This window comes from Microbacterium sp. SORGH_AS_0969 (genome assembly GCF_030818255.1).
Classification (GTDB): Bacteria; Actinomycetota; Actinomycetes; order Actinomycetales; family Microbacteriaceae; genus Microbacterium.
This window is the reverse complement of the sequence record NZ_JAUTAG010000001.1, coordinates 609,838-627,122: the sequence shown is the minus strand read 5'-3', so window position 1 is coordinate 627,122 and position 17,285 is coordinate 609,838. Positions and strand designations below refer to the sequence as shown.

General features: G+C 65.4%; 14 protein-coding genes. 7 read left to right on the top strand and 7 right to left on the bottom strand.

Annotated features, from left to right (window positions below; all coding sequences use genetic code 11):
- Position 1: 1 nt before the first annotated feature.
- Both QE388_RS02955 and QE388_RS02950 read right to left on the bottom strand, forming a co-directional pair.
- Entirely contained in the window at positions 2 to 2,179 is a 2,178-nt protein-coding gene (locus QE388_RS02955) for an acyltransferase family protein (protein ID WP_307382806.1), read from the bottom strand.
- Entirely contained in the window at positions 2,179 to 3,756 is a 1,578-nt protein-coding gene (locus QE388_RS02950; protein ID WP_307382804.1) for a right-handed parallel beta-helix repeat-containing protein, read from the bottom strand. The genes QE388_RS02955 and QE388_RS02950 overlap by 1 nt, the downstream gene beginning before the upstream one ends.
- A gap of 154 nt (positions 3,757 to 3,910) precedes the next feature.
- Between QE388_RS02950 and QE388_RS02945 the strand changes: the two genes are divergently transcribed.
- Positions 3,911 to 5,623: a nucleotide sugar dehydrogenase gene (locus QE388_RS02945; RefSeq protein WP_307382802.1), complete on the top strand. Its 1,713-nt coding sequence runs from the start codon at positions 3,911 to 3,913 to the stop codon at positions 5,621 to 5,623.
- Positions 5,620 to 6,810: a glycosyltransferase family 4 protein gene (locus tag QE388_RS02940; protein WP_307382800.1), complete on the top strand. Its 1,191-nt coding sequence runs from the start codon at positions 5,620 to 5,622 to the stop codon at positions 6,808 to 6,810. The genes QE388_RS02945 and QE388_RS02940 overlap by 4 nt, the downstream gene beginning before the upstream one ends.
- An 83-nt stretch (positions 6,811 to 6,893) precedes the next feature.
- Here QE388_RS02940 and QE388_RS02935 read toward each other — a convergent pair whose 3' ends face one another.
- From QE388_RS02935 to QE388_RS02925, 3 genes are all read right to left on the bottom strand, one after another.
- Complete coding sequence (locus QE388_RS02935; protein ID WP_307382797.1) at positions 6,894 to 7,838, bottom strand: NAD-dependent epimerase/dehydratase family protein; 945 nt, start codon at positions 7,836 to 7,838, stop codon at positions 6,894 to 6,896.
- 243 nt (positions 7,839 to 8,081) lie between these two features.
- Positions 8,082 to 8,366: a hypothetical protein gene (locus tag QE388_RS02930; RefSeq protein WP_307382795.1), complete on the bottom strand. Its 285-nt coding sequence runs from the start codon at positions 8,364 to 8,366 to the stop codon at positions 8,082 to 8,084.
- The gene (locus tag QE388_RS02925) at positions 8,363 to 8,845 is read right to left on the bottom strand and encodes a GtrA family protein (protein ID WP_275797928.1); all 483 of its coding nucleotides are present in this window, start codon (positions 8,843 to 8,845) and stop codon (positions 8,363 to 8,365) included. The genes QE388_RS02930 and QE388_RS02925 overlap by 4 nt, the downstream gene beginning before the upstream one ends.
- A gap of 62 nt (positions 8,846 to 8,907) precedes the next feature.
- Here QE388_RS02925 and QE388_RS02920 point away from each other — a divergent pair, with 62 nt between their 5' ends.
- From QE388_RS02920 to QE388_RS02910, 3 genes are read left to right on the top strand one after another with little or no spacing between them, the layout of a single operon-like run.
- Complete coding sequence (locus tag QE388_RS02920) at positions 8,908 to 9,687, top strand: glycosyltransferase family 2 protein (protein ID WP_058614741.1); 780 nt, start codon at positions 8,908 to 8,910, stop codon at positions 9,685 to 9,687.
- A 2-nt stretch (positions 9,688 to 9,689) separates the two neighbouring features.
- Complete coding sequence (locus QE388_RS02915; protein ID WP_307382793.1) at positions 9,690 to 10,166, top strand: VanZ family protein; 477 nt, start codon at positions 9,690 to 9,692, stop codon at positions 10,164 to 10,166.
- Positions 10,163 to 11,698 (top strand): hypothetical protein, encoded by a 1,536-nt coding sequence (locus QE388_RS02910; protein ID WP_307382791.1) that lies wholly within the window; start codon positions 10,163 to 10,165, stop codon positions 11,696 to 11,698. Before QE388_RS02915 ends, QE388_RS02910 begins: the two co-directional genes overlap by 4 nt.
- A gap of 33 nt (positions 11,699 to 11,731) precedes the next feature.
- Here the strand turns inward: QE388_RS02910 and QE388_RS02905 are convergent, their stop codons facing one another.
- Entirely contained in the window at positions 11,732 to 12,337 is a 606-nt protein-coding gene (locus tag QE388_RS02905) for a low molecular weight phosphatase family protein (RefSeq protein ID WP_307382789.1), read from the bottom strand.
- The gene (locus QE388_RS02900) at positions 12,334 to 13,758 is read right to left on the bottom strand and encodes a polysaccharide biosynthesis tyrosine autokinase (protein WP_307382787.1); all 1,425 of its coding nucleotides are present in this window, start codon (positions 13,756 to 13,758) and stop codon (positions 12,334 to 12,336) included. Before QE388_RS02900 ends, QE388_RS02905 begins: the two co-directional genes overlap by 4 nt.
- A gap of 493 nt (positions 13,759 to 14,251) precedes the next feature.
- Between QE388_RS02900 and QE388_RS02895 the strand changes: the two genes are divergently transcribed.
- Both QE388_RS02895 and QE388_RS02890 read left to right on the top strand, forming a co-directional pair.
- On the top strand, positions 14,252 to 15,328 hold the full coding sequence (locus QE388_RS02895; RefSeq protein ID WP_307382785.1) for a hypothetical protein: 1,077 nt from the start codon (positions 14,252 to 14,254) through the stop codon (positions 15,326 to 15,328).
- Complete coding sequence (locus QE388_RS02890) at positions 15,325 to 17,202, top strand: DUF4012 domain-containing protein (RefSeq protein WP_307382783.1); 1,878 nt, start codon at positions 15,325 to 15,327, stop codon at positions 17,200 to 17,202. Before QE388_RS02895 ends, QE388_RS02890 begins: the two co-directional genes overlap by 4 nt.
- Positions 17,203 to 17,285: the final 83 nt, after the last annotated feature.

Genomic DNA, 17,285 nt, shown 5'->3' with positions numbered 1-17,285 from the left:
GTCATTTGTGACGTGAGGGAAGCGCATCCACCACGGCCAGGGCCTCAGAAAGAAGTGGTGTCGCGCTGGTGACATATGTTGCCGTGATATGCGAGCCGGTCCGGTAGATGAGCGTGTTTCCCACGATGGCGGGGCATTGTTCGGTGGAGGGGCACACGACGTCGTTCATGTCGATGAGGGCGACAGATCCGTCCGTGCCGTCAGTGAGCTCAGCGGATGCGGCCCCCGCGACCACTATCCGTCCGCCCAGCGCGGTGACAGCGGCTTCTTGGGTCGGGAGAGCGCTATCGGATTCCGCCCGTCGTCGGTCATATGAACAGGCATCCAGGTTCTGGGCATTCTCCGCTACGCACTCGAAGACATTGCTGCCGACCTGGGGGGTGTCTCCGATCACGGCCAGCTTCGAACCGAGCGACCGCAAGACTCCCCATGTGCGAAGCAGGCCATCGCGCATGCGGTCAGCACGGGTTCGTTGGTCCTCGCCCGAGGCGCTGTAGGCGAGACCCTTGACCTGGCTCGTGACCACGAGACCGGGCCGCAGGGTTGTGATTTGCTCGACGACGCGAGCGTTCCATTCAGCGCAGGACGGATATGGGTCGCCATTTCTCTCGATGGGGGCGTCCGCGAAGGCGCAGGACGACTTGAAGAACGTGACGAGACGCATTCCGGATTGCTCAGCTATGGCGATCAGTGCCGGCATCCATTGGGCGGCCTTGGAGTCGCCGACGACGACCATCGTGGTGTCAGAGTCGACATCTCCGTAGGTGCAGCTGATCGGCTCGCTGGAGACGGTGTCCTGTTGGCAACCGTCCGCGTAGATGACGGGCACATCTTCTGCGGCATCCATGGGCGAAGGTAGAGCCCATGTCACCCCCTGGAGCCATTGCGCCGACGTCTCGGCCTGAGGATCGATGGGAAGCGGTATGGCCTCCGCTCCGACGGCGACCGCACCACTCGGCGGACGAAGGGCATCCCCGGGTCCCGCGAGAACCAGGGATGCTCCCAGGACCACACTGAAAAGCATGGCACCGAACCCGAACGCGAAGGAACGGCGCGTTCTCGCTTTGAACCACGGATTGAAGCGAAGCGGGCTCTCGACGACGCGAGACGTAGCCCACGCGAGGCCGACGGAGAGAAAGGGTATGCCGATCGACACGGCGAGGGGAGGAGAGTCCCACTTGTACCCGGCTACGACGATGAGAGGCCAGTGCCACAGATACACGGCGTACGAGATCCCGCCGATCCAAACGAGCGGCTTGGCTGAGAGCGCGCGTTCCCCAACAGACGGCTGTTCGTTCCCGCCCGCGAGGATCACGAAACAGATCCCCACCACGGGGATGACCGTGAGCGCAGACGGCCAGAAGCTGTCGTCGATGAAAAACAGGCACCACGCGACCATCGCGATCCCGAGCGTGACCAGGATGCTGCGGACGACGGCGGGCAACGTGAGACGAACCCGGTCGATGGTGAGGGCGACGAGCGCGCCGGCCGCGAGTTCCCACAAGCGCGTTGTCGTGACGAAGTAGGCCGACACGTCGGCGACGATGGACTGCTGGATCGCGAACGCGAGGGAGAGAACCAGAACGGCGCCCGCGAGCGCACTCGCCGTGGTTCGCTTGTTCCGCGCGACCCTCGCGCTGAAGACGATCGCGAGCACGATCAAGAGCGGCCAGATGAGATAGAACTGCTCTTCGACTGCGAGCGACCAGAAGTGCTGCACAGGCGAGGCGGCGGAGCCTTCCGCGAGGTAGTCGACCGATCTGTTCGCGAGGATCCAGTTCAACGAGTACGTCGCCGCCCCGATGACATCGATCCCGATCTGGCTCCACAGCAGTCGGGGGGCGAACAGGAAGACGCCGATGACCGTGGTGACAAGAACAACGGTCGCCGCCGGTATGAGACGCATGATGCGCCGCGCATAGAAGGTGCGGAGCGACACCGTGCCCCGCGATTCGGCCTCACGCATCAAATGCGAGGTGATGAGGAAACCCGAGATGACGAAGAACATGTCGACACCGGCAAAACCGCCGGGCAGCCACTCCGGGCGGAGGTGATAGACGAGGACCGCCAGTACCGCGATGGCACGGAGGCCCTCAATGTCGAGCCGAATGCCGGTGGCCGATGCATGAGCGGGGGTGTTGATTTTCCGGGCCTCTCGGGCTCGCGTAGTCGCCGTCATCACCGGTCGCCGCTCCCCGCCTCGCATGACACGTTCGAAGCTGCGACCTTTGCCGCGCCCCGATATGAATTGTCGCATGCGACGGTGTTGCCGCCCGTCTGCACGAACACGGCGAAGCCGATGCTCGATTTCTGCGAGCCAGCGAAGTCTGCGGTGTTTCCGCTGATGTAGTTCTCCCGCCCGTACCCCGGGGCCGGTGGGCGGTACACCTGGATCCCATTTCCGCCGCGATCGGAAGACCCGTGATTGTCAAGGATGAACCATCCGTTGGAACGGACGACGATCCACCGGTTCGTGGACGTGGAGTCGTCGGCATTGATGTGATTGCCGATGACGATTCCGTTCAGCGCCCCCTCTTTGATGTCCACGGCTTCTGCAGTGGTGTTGAAGATCTCATTGTCGGCGATGATGTTGCGACTCGATCCGTCCGGCTCGCACCCGGCAGCGCTCTTGGCGCAGCCGGGCTTGCAATCCGCGTACCCCTGAGCGCACCAGTTCCTCTGGTGGCTTCCTACATAGACCCCCTCGCCCCACTGCGGATTAGGTGTGTCGGTCTGGCGTCCGGTATCGGAGACGGAGCTCGCCGCGAGGATCGAGTCGGTCGTCTTGCTCCGGAAGTGCACGCCCTCGTTTCCGATGTCGGTGACGGTGAGCTGCGTCATGGTGATGTGGTCACTCCGATCGAGCATCACTCCCTTCCGGCTGTTTTTGACGGTGAAGCCGATCGCGTTGACATACGAAGAGTCTGCGATGTGGAGGCCGTACCCCTCGTTGATGCTCGGCCCCCGGAGGATCGCCCCGGACGATCCGCAGATCCAGAGCGGTTTCGAGAGCGTGGCGCGCACGTGAACCTCGAAGTTGCCGTCGTAGACGCCGTCCGCCAGGAGAATGGAGTCGCCCGCTCGTGCGTGTCGAAGGGCGCTGCGAAGGCCCCCGGCGTCCGACACCTGGATCGTCGGGGAGGGGCAGTCCTGTCGGACGGGGTACTTCGGCGCGCTTGGCAGCGGCAGAGCCACGCGGACAGATGCGGGGTTCGCCGACTCGCGGCCGGCGATGTCGACGGCGGTCACCCGGTAAACCGCGGAGCGGTCACTCCGGCCGATCGACCCATCCAGGGCCTCCGCGGACGGCGCCGGAACGCGAGCGATCTCCTCGAACTGATCGACCGACGCCAACTTGCGGTAGACCCGGTACTGGACAATCTGTTCGTCTGTGGATGCCTGCCAGCTGAGCTTGACGCCGCCTTGCACGCTGGTGCCTCCCAGGCCCTTTACCGCGGGCGGGGGCTCTGGGTTATAGATGAGGAAGTCCGCCACGTCAAGGCGGGCACCACTCCACGAAAACGGATCGAGATCGACGGTGCGGATTCGCACGTCGTGCTGCTCGTTCGGCAGGACGGGCGTGGAGAAGAGGGGTTCGACGGACGGACCGCCGAGCCGGCGCATGTCGACTGTGCCCAGGGAGACACCGTCGACAGAGACCTCGACGGTGGCACCGTCAGGCGATGTCGCCCCCGACCATTGGAACCCCGTCCCTTCGAACGTGAACTGCACGTCCGCGGGGCCCGAGGTGGTCATCGATTGGTGACCATTGAGAGAGTGCGCGATCCAATCACCTGTGTACCGGATCGACGATGACGTTGCGTCGATCGTCCCTGCGTGTGTGACGCGCTGGTGCGGAGGGCGAACGATACTACCCGCCAGCGCAAGCGTGACGACCAAGGCGACAACGATGAGTGCCGTCAGGAGTCGCTTCACGCGTGCCGTCTCTTTCTTGCGCGCTCGTTCTCGAGGGGCGTACGAGCAGAGTCGATTATCGGGCAGCGAAGTTACGAGAATGCTCTACGTGGCGGGTGCGCTCGACGACTCGCGTCAGCAGCACATCGGAACCGCCTTCGTGTTTCTTGTGACCATTCGAGTAGCGTTGATCGCGACGTGGGCTTTTCGCTCTCGCCCCGAGGCGCGAGCGACACGGCCACCGGGTGTGTTCGTCTCTTTGTTCCTCGAGTTCCGCGCCCGGGTCGTTGCGAGAGCCGACAGTACTATTTTCATGAAGAGCCGACGAAGTCTCAGCCGATGTTCCGGAAATGCAGGGGGAAGAATGAGAGTTGCCGTACTCGGGCTGGGATACGTGGGATGTGTGACTGCTGCATGCTTGGCGGACGCCGGAAATGTCGTCATCGGCATCGACCCTTCGGTCGAAAAGGTCGAAGCCGTCAATCAGGGGCTGACACCACTTGTTGAACCTGGCCTGCAGGAGCTGATGGCGAAGGTCCACGGTCAGTCTCTCCTCAGCGCCACCAGCGACGTAGCTGCGGTGGACGATGTCGACATCGCCATCATCTGCGTCGGAACGCCGTCGACTTCCGAGGGGGAGCTCGACCTCGTCCACGTCGAGTCCGTGGCCCGTCAGATCGGCAGTCGGATCCGTGAGCGCACCAGCCCCCTCACGATCATGCTCCGCAGCACCGTGCTACCGGGGACGACGCGTGACCGCGTCATCCCGTGGCTCGAGGAGGCATCGGGCAAGGTCGAGGGGTCCGACTTCTTCGTCGCCTTCTGCCCGGAGTTCCTTCGTGAGTCCACCGCGATCGCGGACTTCTACGGTCCTCCCTTCACCGTCATCGGGGTGGAATCAGAGGTCGCCGCGGAGCGTCCCTCCGAGCTCCTTGAGTTCATCGGCGTGCCTCCCCGCATCGTGACGACCGGTGTGGCGGAAGCGCTCAAGTATTCCTCGAACGTCTTCCACGCTCTGAAGGTCGCTTTCGCGAACGAGATCGGCCGCTTCTGCGACGTCAGCGACATCGATGCGCGCGAGGTCATGAAGATCTTCGTCGAAGACCGCCAGCTCAATATCTCCCCCCGCTACCTGAAGCCCGGCTTCGCCTTCGGAGGCTCGTGTCTGCCGAAGGACGTCAAGGCCGTGCAGTTCCACGCCAAGACGGTCGGTGTCGACCTACCGCTGATCGACAGCCTGACGGTGACGAACACCGCGCACATCGAGAAGGCCGTGAAGATGGTGCTCGATCGCGGTGTCCGCCGGGTTGCGCAGATCGGTCTCACCTTCAAGCCCTCCACCGACGACGTGCGCGAGAGCCCCTATCTCGCGCTGGTCGCCCGACTCATCGAAGCGGGGGTGACGGTGACCGCTTTCGACCCGATCATCAAGATCGATCGCCTGATCGGCGCCAATCGTTCACACGTCGAAAGCATCCTGCCCACGCTCGATGACGTTCTGACGGACTCGGTCGACGAGGCGATCGCCGATGCCGAGCTCGTTCTCATCGGTACGCACCTGCCCGCCGAGCTCGACCGCGTGGTTGCAGGCGTCACCGTGCCGGTGATCGACCTCTCAGGTCTCCTCCCCGCCCGCTACGAGGAAGAACTGCGCGGACGCAGCATCCTCGACTCGGATGTGCCGGCGTACACGGGGGCAGCCTGGTGAAGGACGCGCCGCTCGTCCTCATTCTCGTGCAGAACCTCCCGCTTCCGGGTGACCGGCGCGTGTGGCTGGAATGTAAGAGCCTGCGCGACAACGGATACCGCGTCGCTGCCATCACTCCCGCGGCTCCCGGTGACCCTGCTTACGAGCTGCACGAAGGTGTTCACCTCTATAAGTACGCGCCCCCGAAGGAGACCTCGTCGATCGCGAGTTTCCTCTGGGAGTTCGTGTACTGCTGGATCCGGACGTTCTTCCTGACGCTCCGGGTGACGCGGCGCCACGGTGTCCCCGCGGTGATCCAGTCGTGCAATCCGCCGGACACGTTCTGGCTCATCGGCTTGATCATGCGCGTGCGGGGCAGCATTTTCGTCTTCGACCAGCATGATCTCAACCCGGAGGTGTACGAATCCCGCTTCCACAAGCGTGGTTTCTTCTACACGGGACTCAAACTCTTGGAACGCGCGACGTACAAGACGGCTCGCGAGACCATCGTCACGAATGAATCGTATGCCGAGGTCGCACGTCGACGCGGAAAGGTTCCGGCTGAGCGCGTCACGGTCGTGCGCACGGGACCCGATACAACGGTGTTGACGCCGGGTACTCCCGACGAGGCGACCAAGCGAGGTCGCCGCTATCTCGTCCACTTTCACGGTGTCATGGGGCCTCAGGACGGGGTCGACATCGTCATCCGCATGATCGATTACGTGGTTCACGAGAAGCAGCGCACGGATATCTCGTTCTCGGTCCTCGGCAAGGGCGATGAGTACACGTCGCTGCGAGCGATGGTGACAGATCTCGGACTCGACGACTACGTCTACATGCCGGGCCGAGTGAGCGACGAGGAGCTGTTCCGCTACCTGTCGTCAGCTGACGTCGGGCTCAGTGCCGATCCGCCCAATCCGCTGAACGACGTCAGCACGATGAACAAGACCATGGAGTACATGGCGTTCGGTCTTCCGGTCATTGCCTTCGACTTGAAGGAGACGCGCTTCAGCGCCGGCGATTCCGCGGTCTACGTCACCCCGGCGACGCCGAAGGCGTACGGCGACGAGCTGCTGCGACTGCTGGAGCAACCGGAAGAGATGGATGCCATGGGCCGGGCGGGTCGCGAGCGTGCGGTGAACGTCCTCGACTGGCGTTTTCAGAGTGTCCCGTACCTGGCAGTTTTCGACCGCCTTACCCGGCGCTGACGGCGCCTCCCACCGCAAAAGACGCACGAAGACGGAAGAGGGGTTGCGCCCGTGGCGGTAACCCCTCTTCCGTGTTCTCGCTGCTAGGAGAAGGACCGCTGTGCCCACGCGTAGTGCCGTCTGAGCCCCTCCTCGAGGGTGACGCGCGCGGACCACCCGAGATCCTCCCGAATCCGATCGGTGCTGCCGCCCGTGCGGAAGACGTCTCCGGCGACCCCCGGATAGCGGTCGACCTTGAGCGGCCGACCTGAGATCTCGTTGATGAGATCGATGACCTCGAGCATCGAGACGTTGCTGCCGCCGGCGACGTTGTAGACGCTTCCTGGTGCGGAGTCCCCGAGCCCAGCGCGGACGTTGGCCTCGACGACGTCGTCCACGAAAGTGAAGTCGCGGACTTGCTCACCCGTGCCGTAGAGCGAGATCGACTCGCCCAGCCAGGCGGCGCGGACGAAGCGGGTGAACGCCATGTCCGTGCGCTGCCCCGGCCCGTACACCGTGAAGTACCGCAGGGAGACCGTCGGTATACCGAAGTTCACGCCGTACAGACTGACGAGGTGTTCCGCGGCGAGCTTCGTGACCCCATACGGGCTGATCGGTTGCGGCCGATCGGTCTCCTCGGTCGGGTAGCGCTCGGCGTTGCCGTACACCGACGAGGAGGACGCGTAGACGAACTTCTTGACGGTCCCGAGTACCTTGGCAGCCTCGAGGAGGCGCTGAGTGGCGAGGATATTCGCCGACGTGTAGACGGAGAACTCGTCGCCCCACGAACTGCGGACGCCCGGCTGGCCCGCCTGGTGGAAGACGACATCAACTCCCGCGAGGACCTGGGTCAGGTCGGCCTCATTGATGTCCTGCTCGTAGAACGTGAAGGCATCCCGACCGATGGAGTCGAGATTCGCGTTCTTGATGGCGGGGTCGTAGTAGTCCGTGATCGAATCGATGCCGACGACTTCATGGCCGTCCGACAGCAGGCGCTTCGCCAAAGTGCTCCCCACGAAGCCCGCGATACCTGTTACAAGTGCCTTCACTCGTGGCCACCTTTCTCGTCTCCCCAATCCTATGAGGACCGTGTCGACGAGCTATCCACTTCAAGGAGGTGAGCGCGCCGGAAAAGCGTTCGAGATTCCTGCGCCTTTCGACGGCGATACACATTCTTCCTCAGGGCCGGAGTCGCCGACATGCTCTACGGATCGCAGCTGAGAGTATTACTGACGTCAAGGGCGTCTGGCCGGAAATGGTTTCGGCGAATCTCGCGTCACAACGGGGAATCGTCAGATCACCGAGAAGAGATAGGCGTATGCCGCCAGCAGGCCGAGATTCGCGAGGCCAGCGATCGGCGTCAACAGCCCCACAGACCCGCGACGCAGAATGACGCTCACGATCGCCAGGACCAAACCGAGCACCGCCCCCGCTGTGCTCAGGGCCAGCGTGCTGGTCAGGGGGATCGTCTCGACGAAGACCGCCCACAGGCGCACCACCACGATCAGCTGGATGCCGATTGATGCCAGCGCGGCGAGCAGCGAGAGGGTTCCGAGGACTCGGGGGGCGGTCTTCACGGGCCGAGCCTACCGGAGCGCTGTTCTGCGGCCGGAATCGGGCGGGCGGGTGGGAAGACGAAGAAGTGGTAGAGCGCGAAGCGGAGAAGGGTGACGAACGCGATGGATACGAGATTGACGATGTTCAGCCCCACAGGTCCTGCCTCCCCGTAGATTGCCTCCAGCGCACGCTCTCCGATCCAGACGCCCCCGGCGCCGGCGCCGGTGCACAGCGCGTTCACGAGGAGGAAACGCACCATCTGCCGACCGGCTCCGGTGCGCGAACGGGAACGGAACGCCCACTCCCTGTTGCCGAAGTACGCGTTGACGAGGGCGATGAGTGACGCGAGCACCTTGGCCGCGACCGGGCCGAGACCCGCGATCATCAGCAGATTGAACGCCGCGATCTCGATCGCGGTGCTGACCGCTCCAACGATAAGGAAGCGCAGGGACAGAGCGCCCGCGCGACGAAGATTCCTGGTGCGCCCCACGAGTGTCATACGCTACAGGTTCGGGGGAGATGCCGGGTGAAATCAGCCCGAGGAGAAGTAGGGATGCCAGGGTGCACGCGCAAGACCATGTCGCGGTCGTGATACCGGCCTTCAACGAGGCCGAGGCGCTGCCGATCTTCCTGGCGGAGATCCGGACCTCCTTCGAGGCGGCGGGGCGGACCGTGTCACTGATCGTCGTGGACGACGCTTCGACGGACCACACCGTCGAGGCGGGCTCCGCCTTCGCCGAGGTCGTGCGTTCGCCCGTCAATCGTGGGCACGGCCCCACGGCCTTGTCCGCGTACGCCGAGGGCCTGCGAAGCGGCGCCGGTGTCATCGTTCATGTCGACGGCGACGGGCAGTTCTACGGTGACGACATCGTTCGCGTCGCCGTCGCACTGGACCGGTCGGACTCCGACGTCGTCCACGGGGTTCGCCGCGGACGCACGGACCCCTGGTTCCGCCGATGCCTGAGCGCGCTCGTCCGCTTCGCCGTTCTTCTTCTGTGCGGCCGTTCCGTCCCCGACGTGAACACCCCGCTGCGCGCGTACCACCCCGACACGCTCACGCGCCTCGTCGACGGCGTGCCCTCGGACGCCCTCGTCCCACATGTGCACTTCTCGATCGCGGAAGCACGCAAGAGCCTCCGGGTCCGCTATGTGGCCGTCGAGAGCATCCCCCGCCGCGGGACGGTGGTCCAGGGCACGATGTGGGGAACCGGGCGATCCCGCGTGATGCTCCCGCCCCGTCGTCTCGTACGATTCGCGGGTCGCGCGCTCGCGGAGCTCTGGCGCATCGACATCGCCCGTGCGCGACGGTCGCCGCGCCCCGTTGCGACCGTGCGCGGCTGATCATGCGCCTGCTGATCGCGGCCACCGGGCTGGGGATGTGCTTGGTCGTGGTTCTTCTGGCGACGCTGTCGCCCACTCCTATCGACCAGGGTTACGAATCCGCGATCGAACGGGTGCTCTCGGTTCTCCATCGGAACGGCGTCCCGGGCTGGTTCGGGTATCGCTGGTTCGAGTTCTCCGCGAATGTCGCGATGTTCGTCCCCCTCGGGTTCTTCCTCGCGCTCGTGTTCCCGACACGCTTCCTGTGGCTGGCGCTGCCGCTGATCCCGGCGCTGTCGGGAACCCTGGAGATGGTGCAGTACTTCGTCCTTCCCGCACGCTTTGCGACCGTCAACGACGTCATCGCGAACTCCCTCGGTGGTTGGATCGGCGTCGCCGTCGCCGGGGCGGTCGTCGTCGCCGTCCACGTCCGCGACCGACGCGTCATCCGCACCTGGCGGGAGAAGAACGTCGTCGGGGTGCGGGAGCCGCTCTCATGACCCGATTCCTCACCCGCGCCGGCCTTACCGCCGCGGCAGCCGCTCTCCTCGTCAGCGCTCTCGCGTACCTTCCGATGATCGTCAGCGGCCACCTGACCCGCGACTCCGGCGTCTTCCTCTACACGGGGATGGTGGTCTCGCGGGGAGGGATGCCGTACGTCGATTCGTGGGATCACAAAGGGCCGCTGCTCGCGGCGATCGAAGCCGTCGCATGGAAGCTCGGCGGAGGGATCGCGGGCGCTCCGATGCTCGAGGGTGTCGCGCTGTTCGTCGGTCTCGCCGTCGCGGGGGTGCTCTGGTCCCGGATGATCGGCTACGCGGCGGTGCCGGCGGTCCTCGTCGTCGGTGTCACCTATCTCGGGGTGTTCGAGGGAGGCAACTTCACCGAGACCTGGCTCTTCCCCCTTCAGCTCGTGGCATACTCGGCCGCTGCTCACCTGGGACTGCGATCCGGACGGGAAGCGTCCGTCCGTGCGACCGCGTCCGTCGGACTGGTGCTCGGGCTCGCGCTTGCCATCGGGCTATTCACGCGCATGAACAACGTCGTGGGACTCGTGCTGGTCGTGGCCGTCGGCGCCGTCTACCTCCGTCGTCGGTTGCTGTTCCTCGCCGCAGTGAGCGCCGTCGTCGTCGCCGTGGGGGTGGGTCTGGTCCTGTGGCTCTGGGTGGGCAACGCTCTCCGGGCCGGCATCGACCAGTACGTGCGATACAACCTGTTCTACTCGGGCGGGACGACTGCCTCTGACCGCTTGGCCGCGTTCGGCACCCTCGCGCAGCTGCTCGTCTCCGGTGCCGTCGTGGTAGCCGTACTCGTGCTCGCGGGGGCCTGGCTCGCCCGTGGGCGGAGAGCGGATGCCGCCGACGGCACGCCGCCGCTCGTCGTGGCGGTGTTCTTCGCGGTGGGAGGACTGGACGCTCTGTCCCAGATGGTGTCCGGTCGCCCCTATCCGCACTACCTCGTCGTCGCGATCGCCGGCTTCGCCGTCGCGGGGGTCGTTCTCGCGTCTCGTCTTCTTCCACTTCCTCTGTTGCCGACCGTCTCGTCCGAGGGGCGCCGAAGCCTCCCCCGGGCGGTCGTCGCGGGGGGAGCGGTCCTCCTCGTCCTCGCGGGCTCATCGGCGAGCGCGCTGCAGTGGGCACGGATCGCGACCAGATCCGGAGTGTTCGTCGCGGGCTCCTATCAGGCGCAGCTCGTCGACAGGGTCGTCGCGGAGACGAACCCGAATGACCGGGTTCTCGTGCACGGTGCGGAGACGTGGATCCTCGCGGCATCCGGACGTCTCTCACCCACCTCGATCACCTACTCGCTTCCCGTCGAGCAGGGTTACGGCGGACTCCCCGCCCAGTACCTCGCCGACGTGACGTCCTTCCCCCCGGCTCTCATCGTCGAGTCGCCCGAATCATGCGGGATCTCGATCGAGTGCCCGTACGGTGAGGCGAATTTCGAGGGACTCGCTCCCTTCGTCGCATCGTCGTACCGGCTCGAGGGCGACATCGTGGGGTTCCGCTTCTGGCGCCGGAACGCGGGCTGACCCGGACCCCTGGGCTTCGCGCGTTCCCGAAGCTCAGCGCGAGAGGGCGATGCGCGCTGCAGATCCGAGGTAGTCGGCCACGCGGTCTGCTGCCGGGGCCAGCTCCACGAACGAGCGCTCGTACGTCTCATCCGAGCGACGGTAGGGGTCGACGACGTCGAATTCCTCTGGGCTTGCCGGTGGCTCAACCGTGCCACGAAGTGCGGCGGCTAGACCGACTGCGGCGCGCATCCCATCGGCGGCGTTGGTCGCACCGGAGTCGATCACGGCCTGTGCCAGGCGAGGTTCCACGAACTCAGCGATCCGTGCCAGCTCACGCAGGGTGAAGGTGCGGCGCATGGCGGCCGGGAGCGACTCGACGATCAACCGGCGATGTTCGCGCGCCATGGCGACGATGAGGTCTGCGCCGCGGATCATGTCGTTGTCGATCTGGCGTGCGCGATGGGCCGACGCATCGATTCCACGAGATGCGGCGAGTCGCTGCGCCTGCTCCGGCACACCACTGCCCACGAGGGCACCGGTGCCGGCGCTCTCCACGTGCACGTCGCCGAGGGGGGCCAGGGCCTGAACGAGGAGCAGCTCCGCGACGGGGGACCGGCAGATGTTGCCGGTGCAGACCGAGAGAACCGAGAAGGTCACTTCTCGTCAGACCTGTCTCGACGCGACCGGCGCTCACCCTTGCTCGCGGTCGCAGGCTCCTCGGGAGCGCTGTACGAGTAGGCGCCGTACCCGTAGCTGTCCGGTCCCTTGGAAGGCAGCATCGTCACGATGACGCCGAAGAGGCGGCTCCCGATTGCTTGCAACTTCTCGACGGCCGCGGTGAGCTGGGGCTTCTTCGTCGTGCCGGAGGCGGCGACCATCAAGACGCCGCTGGTGAACCGCGAGATGACCGCAGCGTCGGTGACCAGCAGGAGGGGAGGAGCGTCGACGAGGACGTAGTCGAACGCGTCGGCCAGAGCGGCCAGGGTGCGCTGCATCGCCTGGCTTCCCAGCAACTCCGACGGGTTGGGGGGTGTCCGACCGGATGGCAGCACGAACAGTTTTCCCGTGCCCCACTGCTGGAGCACGTCCACCAGTTCCGCGCGTCCGATGAGGACGTCTGTGAGGCCGACGCCTCCCTCGATGCCCATGTAGTCAGCGACGCGCGGCAGGCGAAGATCGCCGTCCACGAGAACGACGCGGGCACCTGTCTCGGCGAGAGCGATGGCCAGGTTGGCCGTCGTCGTGGACTTTCCTTCGCCCGGTCCGGCGCTCGACACGACGAACGAGCGCGAGGTGCCGTCCACATCGATGAACTGAAGGTTGGTACGCAAGCTGCGGAACGACTCGGCGCGAGGGTTGCGAGGGTCGGCATGCACGATGAGGGGACGCTTCTTGGCGTCCGGGTCGAGGGCGATCCCACCGAGCACCGGAGATTCGGTCGCGGCTTCGATGTCGTGCAGCGAGTGGATGCGCGTGTCGAGCACGGAGCGGAGGATGGCGATACCCAAGCCCAGCGCGAGGCCGAGCAACACACCCAGCGCGACGTTCAGCGCGACATGCGGTGACGACGGCGACGTGGGGACGAGAGCGGGCGCGATCGTTTCGACACGGACGAGGCTGGCTGCCTCGCCTTCCGGCTTCTCGAGTCGGTTCACGACAACATCGGCGAAATTCGAACCGACGGAATTGGCGATGGCGGCGGCCGTTTCTGCATCTGTATCCGAAACGCGAATTGAGATGATGACGGAATTCGTGGGAGAAGATGCTTCGATCGAGCTCGCGAGCTGCTGGGCGGTGCGATTGAGGTTCAGGTCGTCGATGACGCGGTCGAGAACAACGGCACTGTCGACGACGTCCACGAAGCTGACGACAGCCTGCCGGGCGAAGTTGGTGCCCTGCGCGAGTTCGCTCACTCCGGAGCTGTCCGATCGGACGGAGACGTACAACTGCGTGTTCGCCTCATACGTCGGTGTCTGGAGAAGCGAATAGCCAAAGGCTCCCGCACCGCCGAGAACCGTCAACGCAAGGATGAGAATCCAGTTGCGGTGAAGGATTCGAAGATAGTCGCGCAGTTCCAAGCCTCGTCCATTCGCCTATCGGTAGATGAGCGGGTGCCCGGCTGGATCACGCAGATTCTCGGGTTATTGTTTCCCAAGGCGATCCGCGCCCTCACGGCGCCCCCTCGACTACCCTACGACATTCCAAGAACGGCACCGGAAATGGTGCCCAGGAGACGCCATGACCGACCTGCGAACCCTGCTATGGCCGAACGCGGAACCCGGCGCAGTTCAGACGCATGGTGAAAGTCCGTCGACGGGATCAGAAACGATTCGGGCTCTGGTGGGACCGTCTACCCATGAAACTGTTCGCCCGGTTCCGAAAGACAACCTCCGCGACCTTGTGGGCGACGCGTCTGCGGAGCCGGCGACGGCGCCACCAGACCTTTCCGTTCTTCTCGGCCCGGCCGAACGACACGACTCGAGTGCAACAGCGGCGCCCGCGCTCTCTGCACTCGTCGGGGCTGCGGAATCTCGAGACGCCGCGGTCGAGAGTAAGGACCTGTCCGCACTCGTGGGCGCACCGACGCGACAGGTTGTCGACAGCGAGGGCTGGCGAGCCCCCGAACTCGCCCAGGTGGGTGCCCGCCCCCTCTTCGGAGGCCGCCGGAAGGCGGGGGCGGTCAACTACTTGAGTGTCGCAGCGGCGACCCTCGCCGTGGTGGCGCTGGTGGTGACAACGTCGTTCGCCTTCATCCAGCGGGCGACGGCCAACCCCGCCGACGACGCGATGATCAGCTTGAGGGAACGCGAAGCCGAATTGGCGAACGAGACGAAGGTGCTCCAGACGGCGGCGGATCTCTTCGACAGTTCTGTCGAAGAGGCGGCTTCGCTCGCAGACGCGAGCGCTCCGGTCCTGGCGGGACTCAGCGGGCGCGTCGATGGTTCGGTTCTCGGTTCCGTCGAAAGCGCCCGCGGCACCCTGGCTGCTGCGGCCGCCTCCGCAGTGACGATCTCCGTGCCCGCTTATCAGCGTGCCCAGATCGACGAGAAGGACCTCGCCGATGTGGGCAAAGCCATCGACAACGTGCGGCTTTCGCGCGACGAACTCCCTGCGCTGATCACCGATGCTCGGGATGCGCGCTCGACGATCGTCTCTGCCATCTCGGGCTACCGGGCGCAACTGCAGTCCTTGGGCACGGCGATCGAGTCGGAGGCCTCCAAGCTCGTCGTCGAGAACGACTCGGCGGGCTCGAGCTTCCGGACAGCGGTCACAGATGCTGCCGCGCGGGTGGTGACGGCGCAGCGGGCCGGCGGTGACGGCCTCGCGGAGATGCCGGCGTACGCCGCGGCCGTGGATGCGCTGCGCGCCGAGAACGCGCGCATCGTCGCCCTCGAAGAGGCGGAGCGAGAGAACACGCCCAGCCGGCCGACCGCTCCCATCGGGGGAACCGGCAACGGCGGCGACACGGACTCCGATTCCTCCGATCCCGGATCGCCCGCGCCGCAACCCTCTCAGCCGGCTCCTTCCCCGGACCCCGAACCGTCACCGGAGCCTTCGCAGCCGGAGCCGACGCCCGACCCCGAGCCGACGGTGCCGTCCGTTCCGAATCCCGACCCCACCGCCCCGATCGAAGGTGGCACCACATGACGTCGCACCCCGACGATCAGACGCGTCGCCGCCGACGTCAGGAGTCGGCGGAGCCGGTCGCACCCGGTCCGGGCAGGATCGTCGGAACGATCGCAGGGTGGACGCTCGGCGTCCTCGCCTTCGCCGCATGCGCAGTCGGTGCGGTGGCGCTGGCGTTCATGCAGCAGGCGGGCGTCGTGCGCACCGACCTCCTCGGAGCGCAGACCAAGCTGTCCTTCGTTCCGCAGATCGTGGCCAACCGAGACATCAACGGGCTGAATCAGGTCTCCGGTGAAGTGCTCCAGATGACGGAACGCGCGGATGCCGGATCCTCGGGCCCCCTGTGGGACCTGGCGTCGTCTATCCCTCTCGTGAAGGACAACACCCAGGCGGTCCAGGAACTCACGGCGATGACGCGCGACCTCACCGGCCGCGCCCTGCCGCCGACGGTCGCTCTGCTGTCGGCATCCGACTTCTCTTCTCTCGCCGTCGAGGGTGGGGGTATCAATCTCGAGCCGTTCCGGCAGGCGGAGGGCGCTCTTCCGGAGATCACGAGCGCCTTCACGGATGCCAAGACGGTCACCGACGGTATCGACCGGGCCAACCTGCTCCCGATCGTCACCGAGCCGCTCGACCAGGTGGCGCAGATCGTCGATCAGGCGGCTCCCTCGCTCACCCTGGTCCAGAAGTACCTCCCGTCTCTGCTTGCCGCAGCGGGCGGGGACGGCCCGAAGACGTACCTGGTGGTGTTCCAGAACAACGCCGAGATCCGGGCGACCGGCGGCAATCCTGCTGCATCCAGCGTGATGGTGGTGGACAACGGGCGAATCGAGCTCAAAGAGCAGTCCGATTCGATGGCCTTCTACGCGGCGGGTCAGGCCGGGCGCTCCGTGCTGGACCTTCCGGAGAGCACTCTGGCCCTCTACCCCGACACGTTCACGCGTTACTCGCAGGACTACACCTTCACCCCCGACTTCCCGACGACGGCGCGACTGTTCGAATCGTTGTGGAAGCGAACCGACGGTTCGCAGTTCGACGGCGTGATGTCGATCGATCCGGTCGTACTCGCGCACATGCTCGAGGTGCTCGGGCCGGTCGATCTGCCGACGGGCGAGCAGATCACCTCTGAGAACGCCGTCAAACTCCTGCTGAGTGACGCCTATCAGCGCTTTGGGGATGCCGGTGATAATGGGCGTTCGTCCGACGAGTTCTTCGCGATGGTGTCGTCCACCGTTTTCTCCCGCCTCGCGGGAGGCCAGTGGAACCCCATCGCCATGTTCGATCAGCTGACGCGGAGCGCGCAGGAACAACGCATCAATCTCTGGTTCACGGATGAGCAGGCCCAGGCGCTCGTGACGGAGGTGGGGCTCGATGGGGGACTGCGTCCCGACAACACGACCTCGACGCAGCTCGGGATCTACTTGAACGACTTCTCGATCGGGAAGCTCGAGTACCACCTGACCACTGATGTCTCTGCCACGTGCAACGCGGCTGATCGCACGGTGAACGTCTCGATGAACATGCACAACGGCATCACCGATGACATCACCAATGCCTACACCCTCGGGTTCCGGAACAGTGACTACGGTCTGCCGAAGACCACGATGATGCTCAACGCGCTCTTCTTCGCCCCTCCGGGGGCGACGATCACCGCGATGGACCCGGGTGACGGCGACATCCCGTCGCTCTCACGCAGTGGCGTCGAAGACAACAACACGGGCGAGAGCCGGATGGTCACGCTCGGTCAGAACGAGAACCGGACGATCTCGTACACGGTGCAGTTGCCGGCGGGGCCGCTGGGTCCGCTCGACCTGCGTCACACGCCGACGGCAAACGACACGCCCGTGACGATCGACGCGTCGTGTGACCCCTTCCTTGCAGGATTTGCGGGCTGATCCACGAGGTCACTTCGCTTCGGCAACCCCTTCCCTTCCGCTCCGCGCCCGCCCGACAATGAACCGCAACCTCGTCGGCATCC

Coding starts and splice junctions, on each gene's coding strand:
- QE388_RS02955 (WP_307382806.1), bottom strand. CDS start 2,179: ATGACGGCGACTACGCGAGCCCGAGAGGCCCGGAAAATCAACACCCCC.
- QE388_RS02950 (WP_307382804.1), bottom strand. CDS start 3,756: ATGACCACCTCGGGCCCCGCGGACGTGCAGTTCACGTTCGAAGGGACG.
- QE388_RS02945 (WP_307382802.1), top strand. CDS start 3,911: ATGAGTGCCGTCAGGAGTCGCTTCACGCGTGCCGTCTCTTTCTTGCGC.
- QE388_RS02925 (WP_275797928.1), bottom strand. CDS start 8,845: ATGACACTCGTGGGGCGCACCAGGAATCTTCGTCGCGCGGGCGCTCTG.
- QE388_RS02915 (WP_307382793.1), top strand. CDS start 9,690: ATGCGCCTGCTGATCGCGGCCACCGGGCTGGGGATGTGCTTGGTCGTG.
- QE388_RS02910 (WP_307382791.1), top strand. CDS start 10,163: ATGACCCGATTCCTCACCCGCGCCGGCCTTACCGCCGCGGCAGCCGCT.
- QE388_RS02890 (WP_307382783.1), top strand. CDS start 15,325: ATGACGTCGCACCCCGACGATCAGACGCGTCGCCGCCGACGTCAGGAG.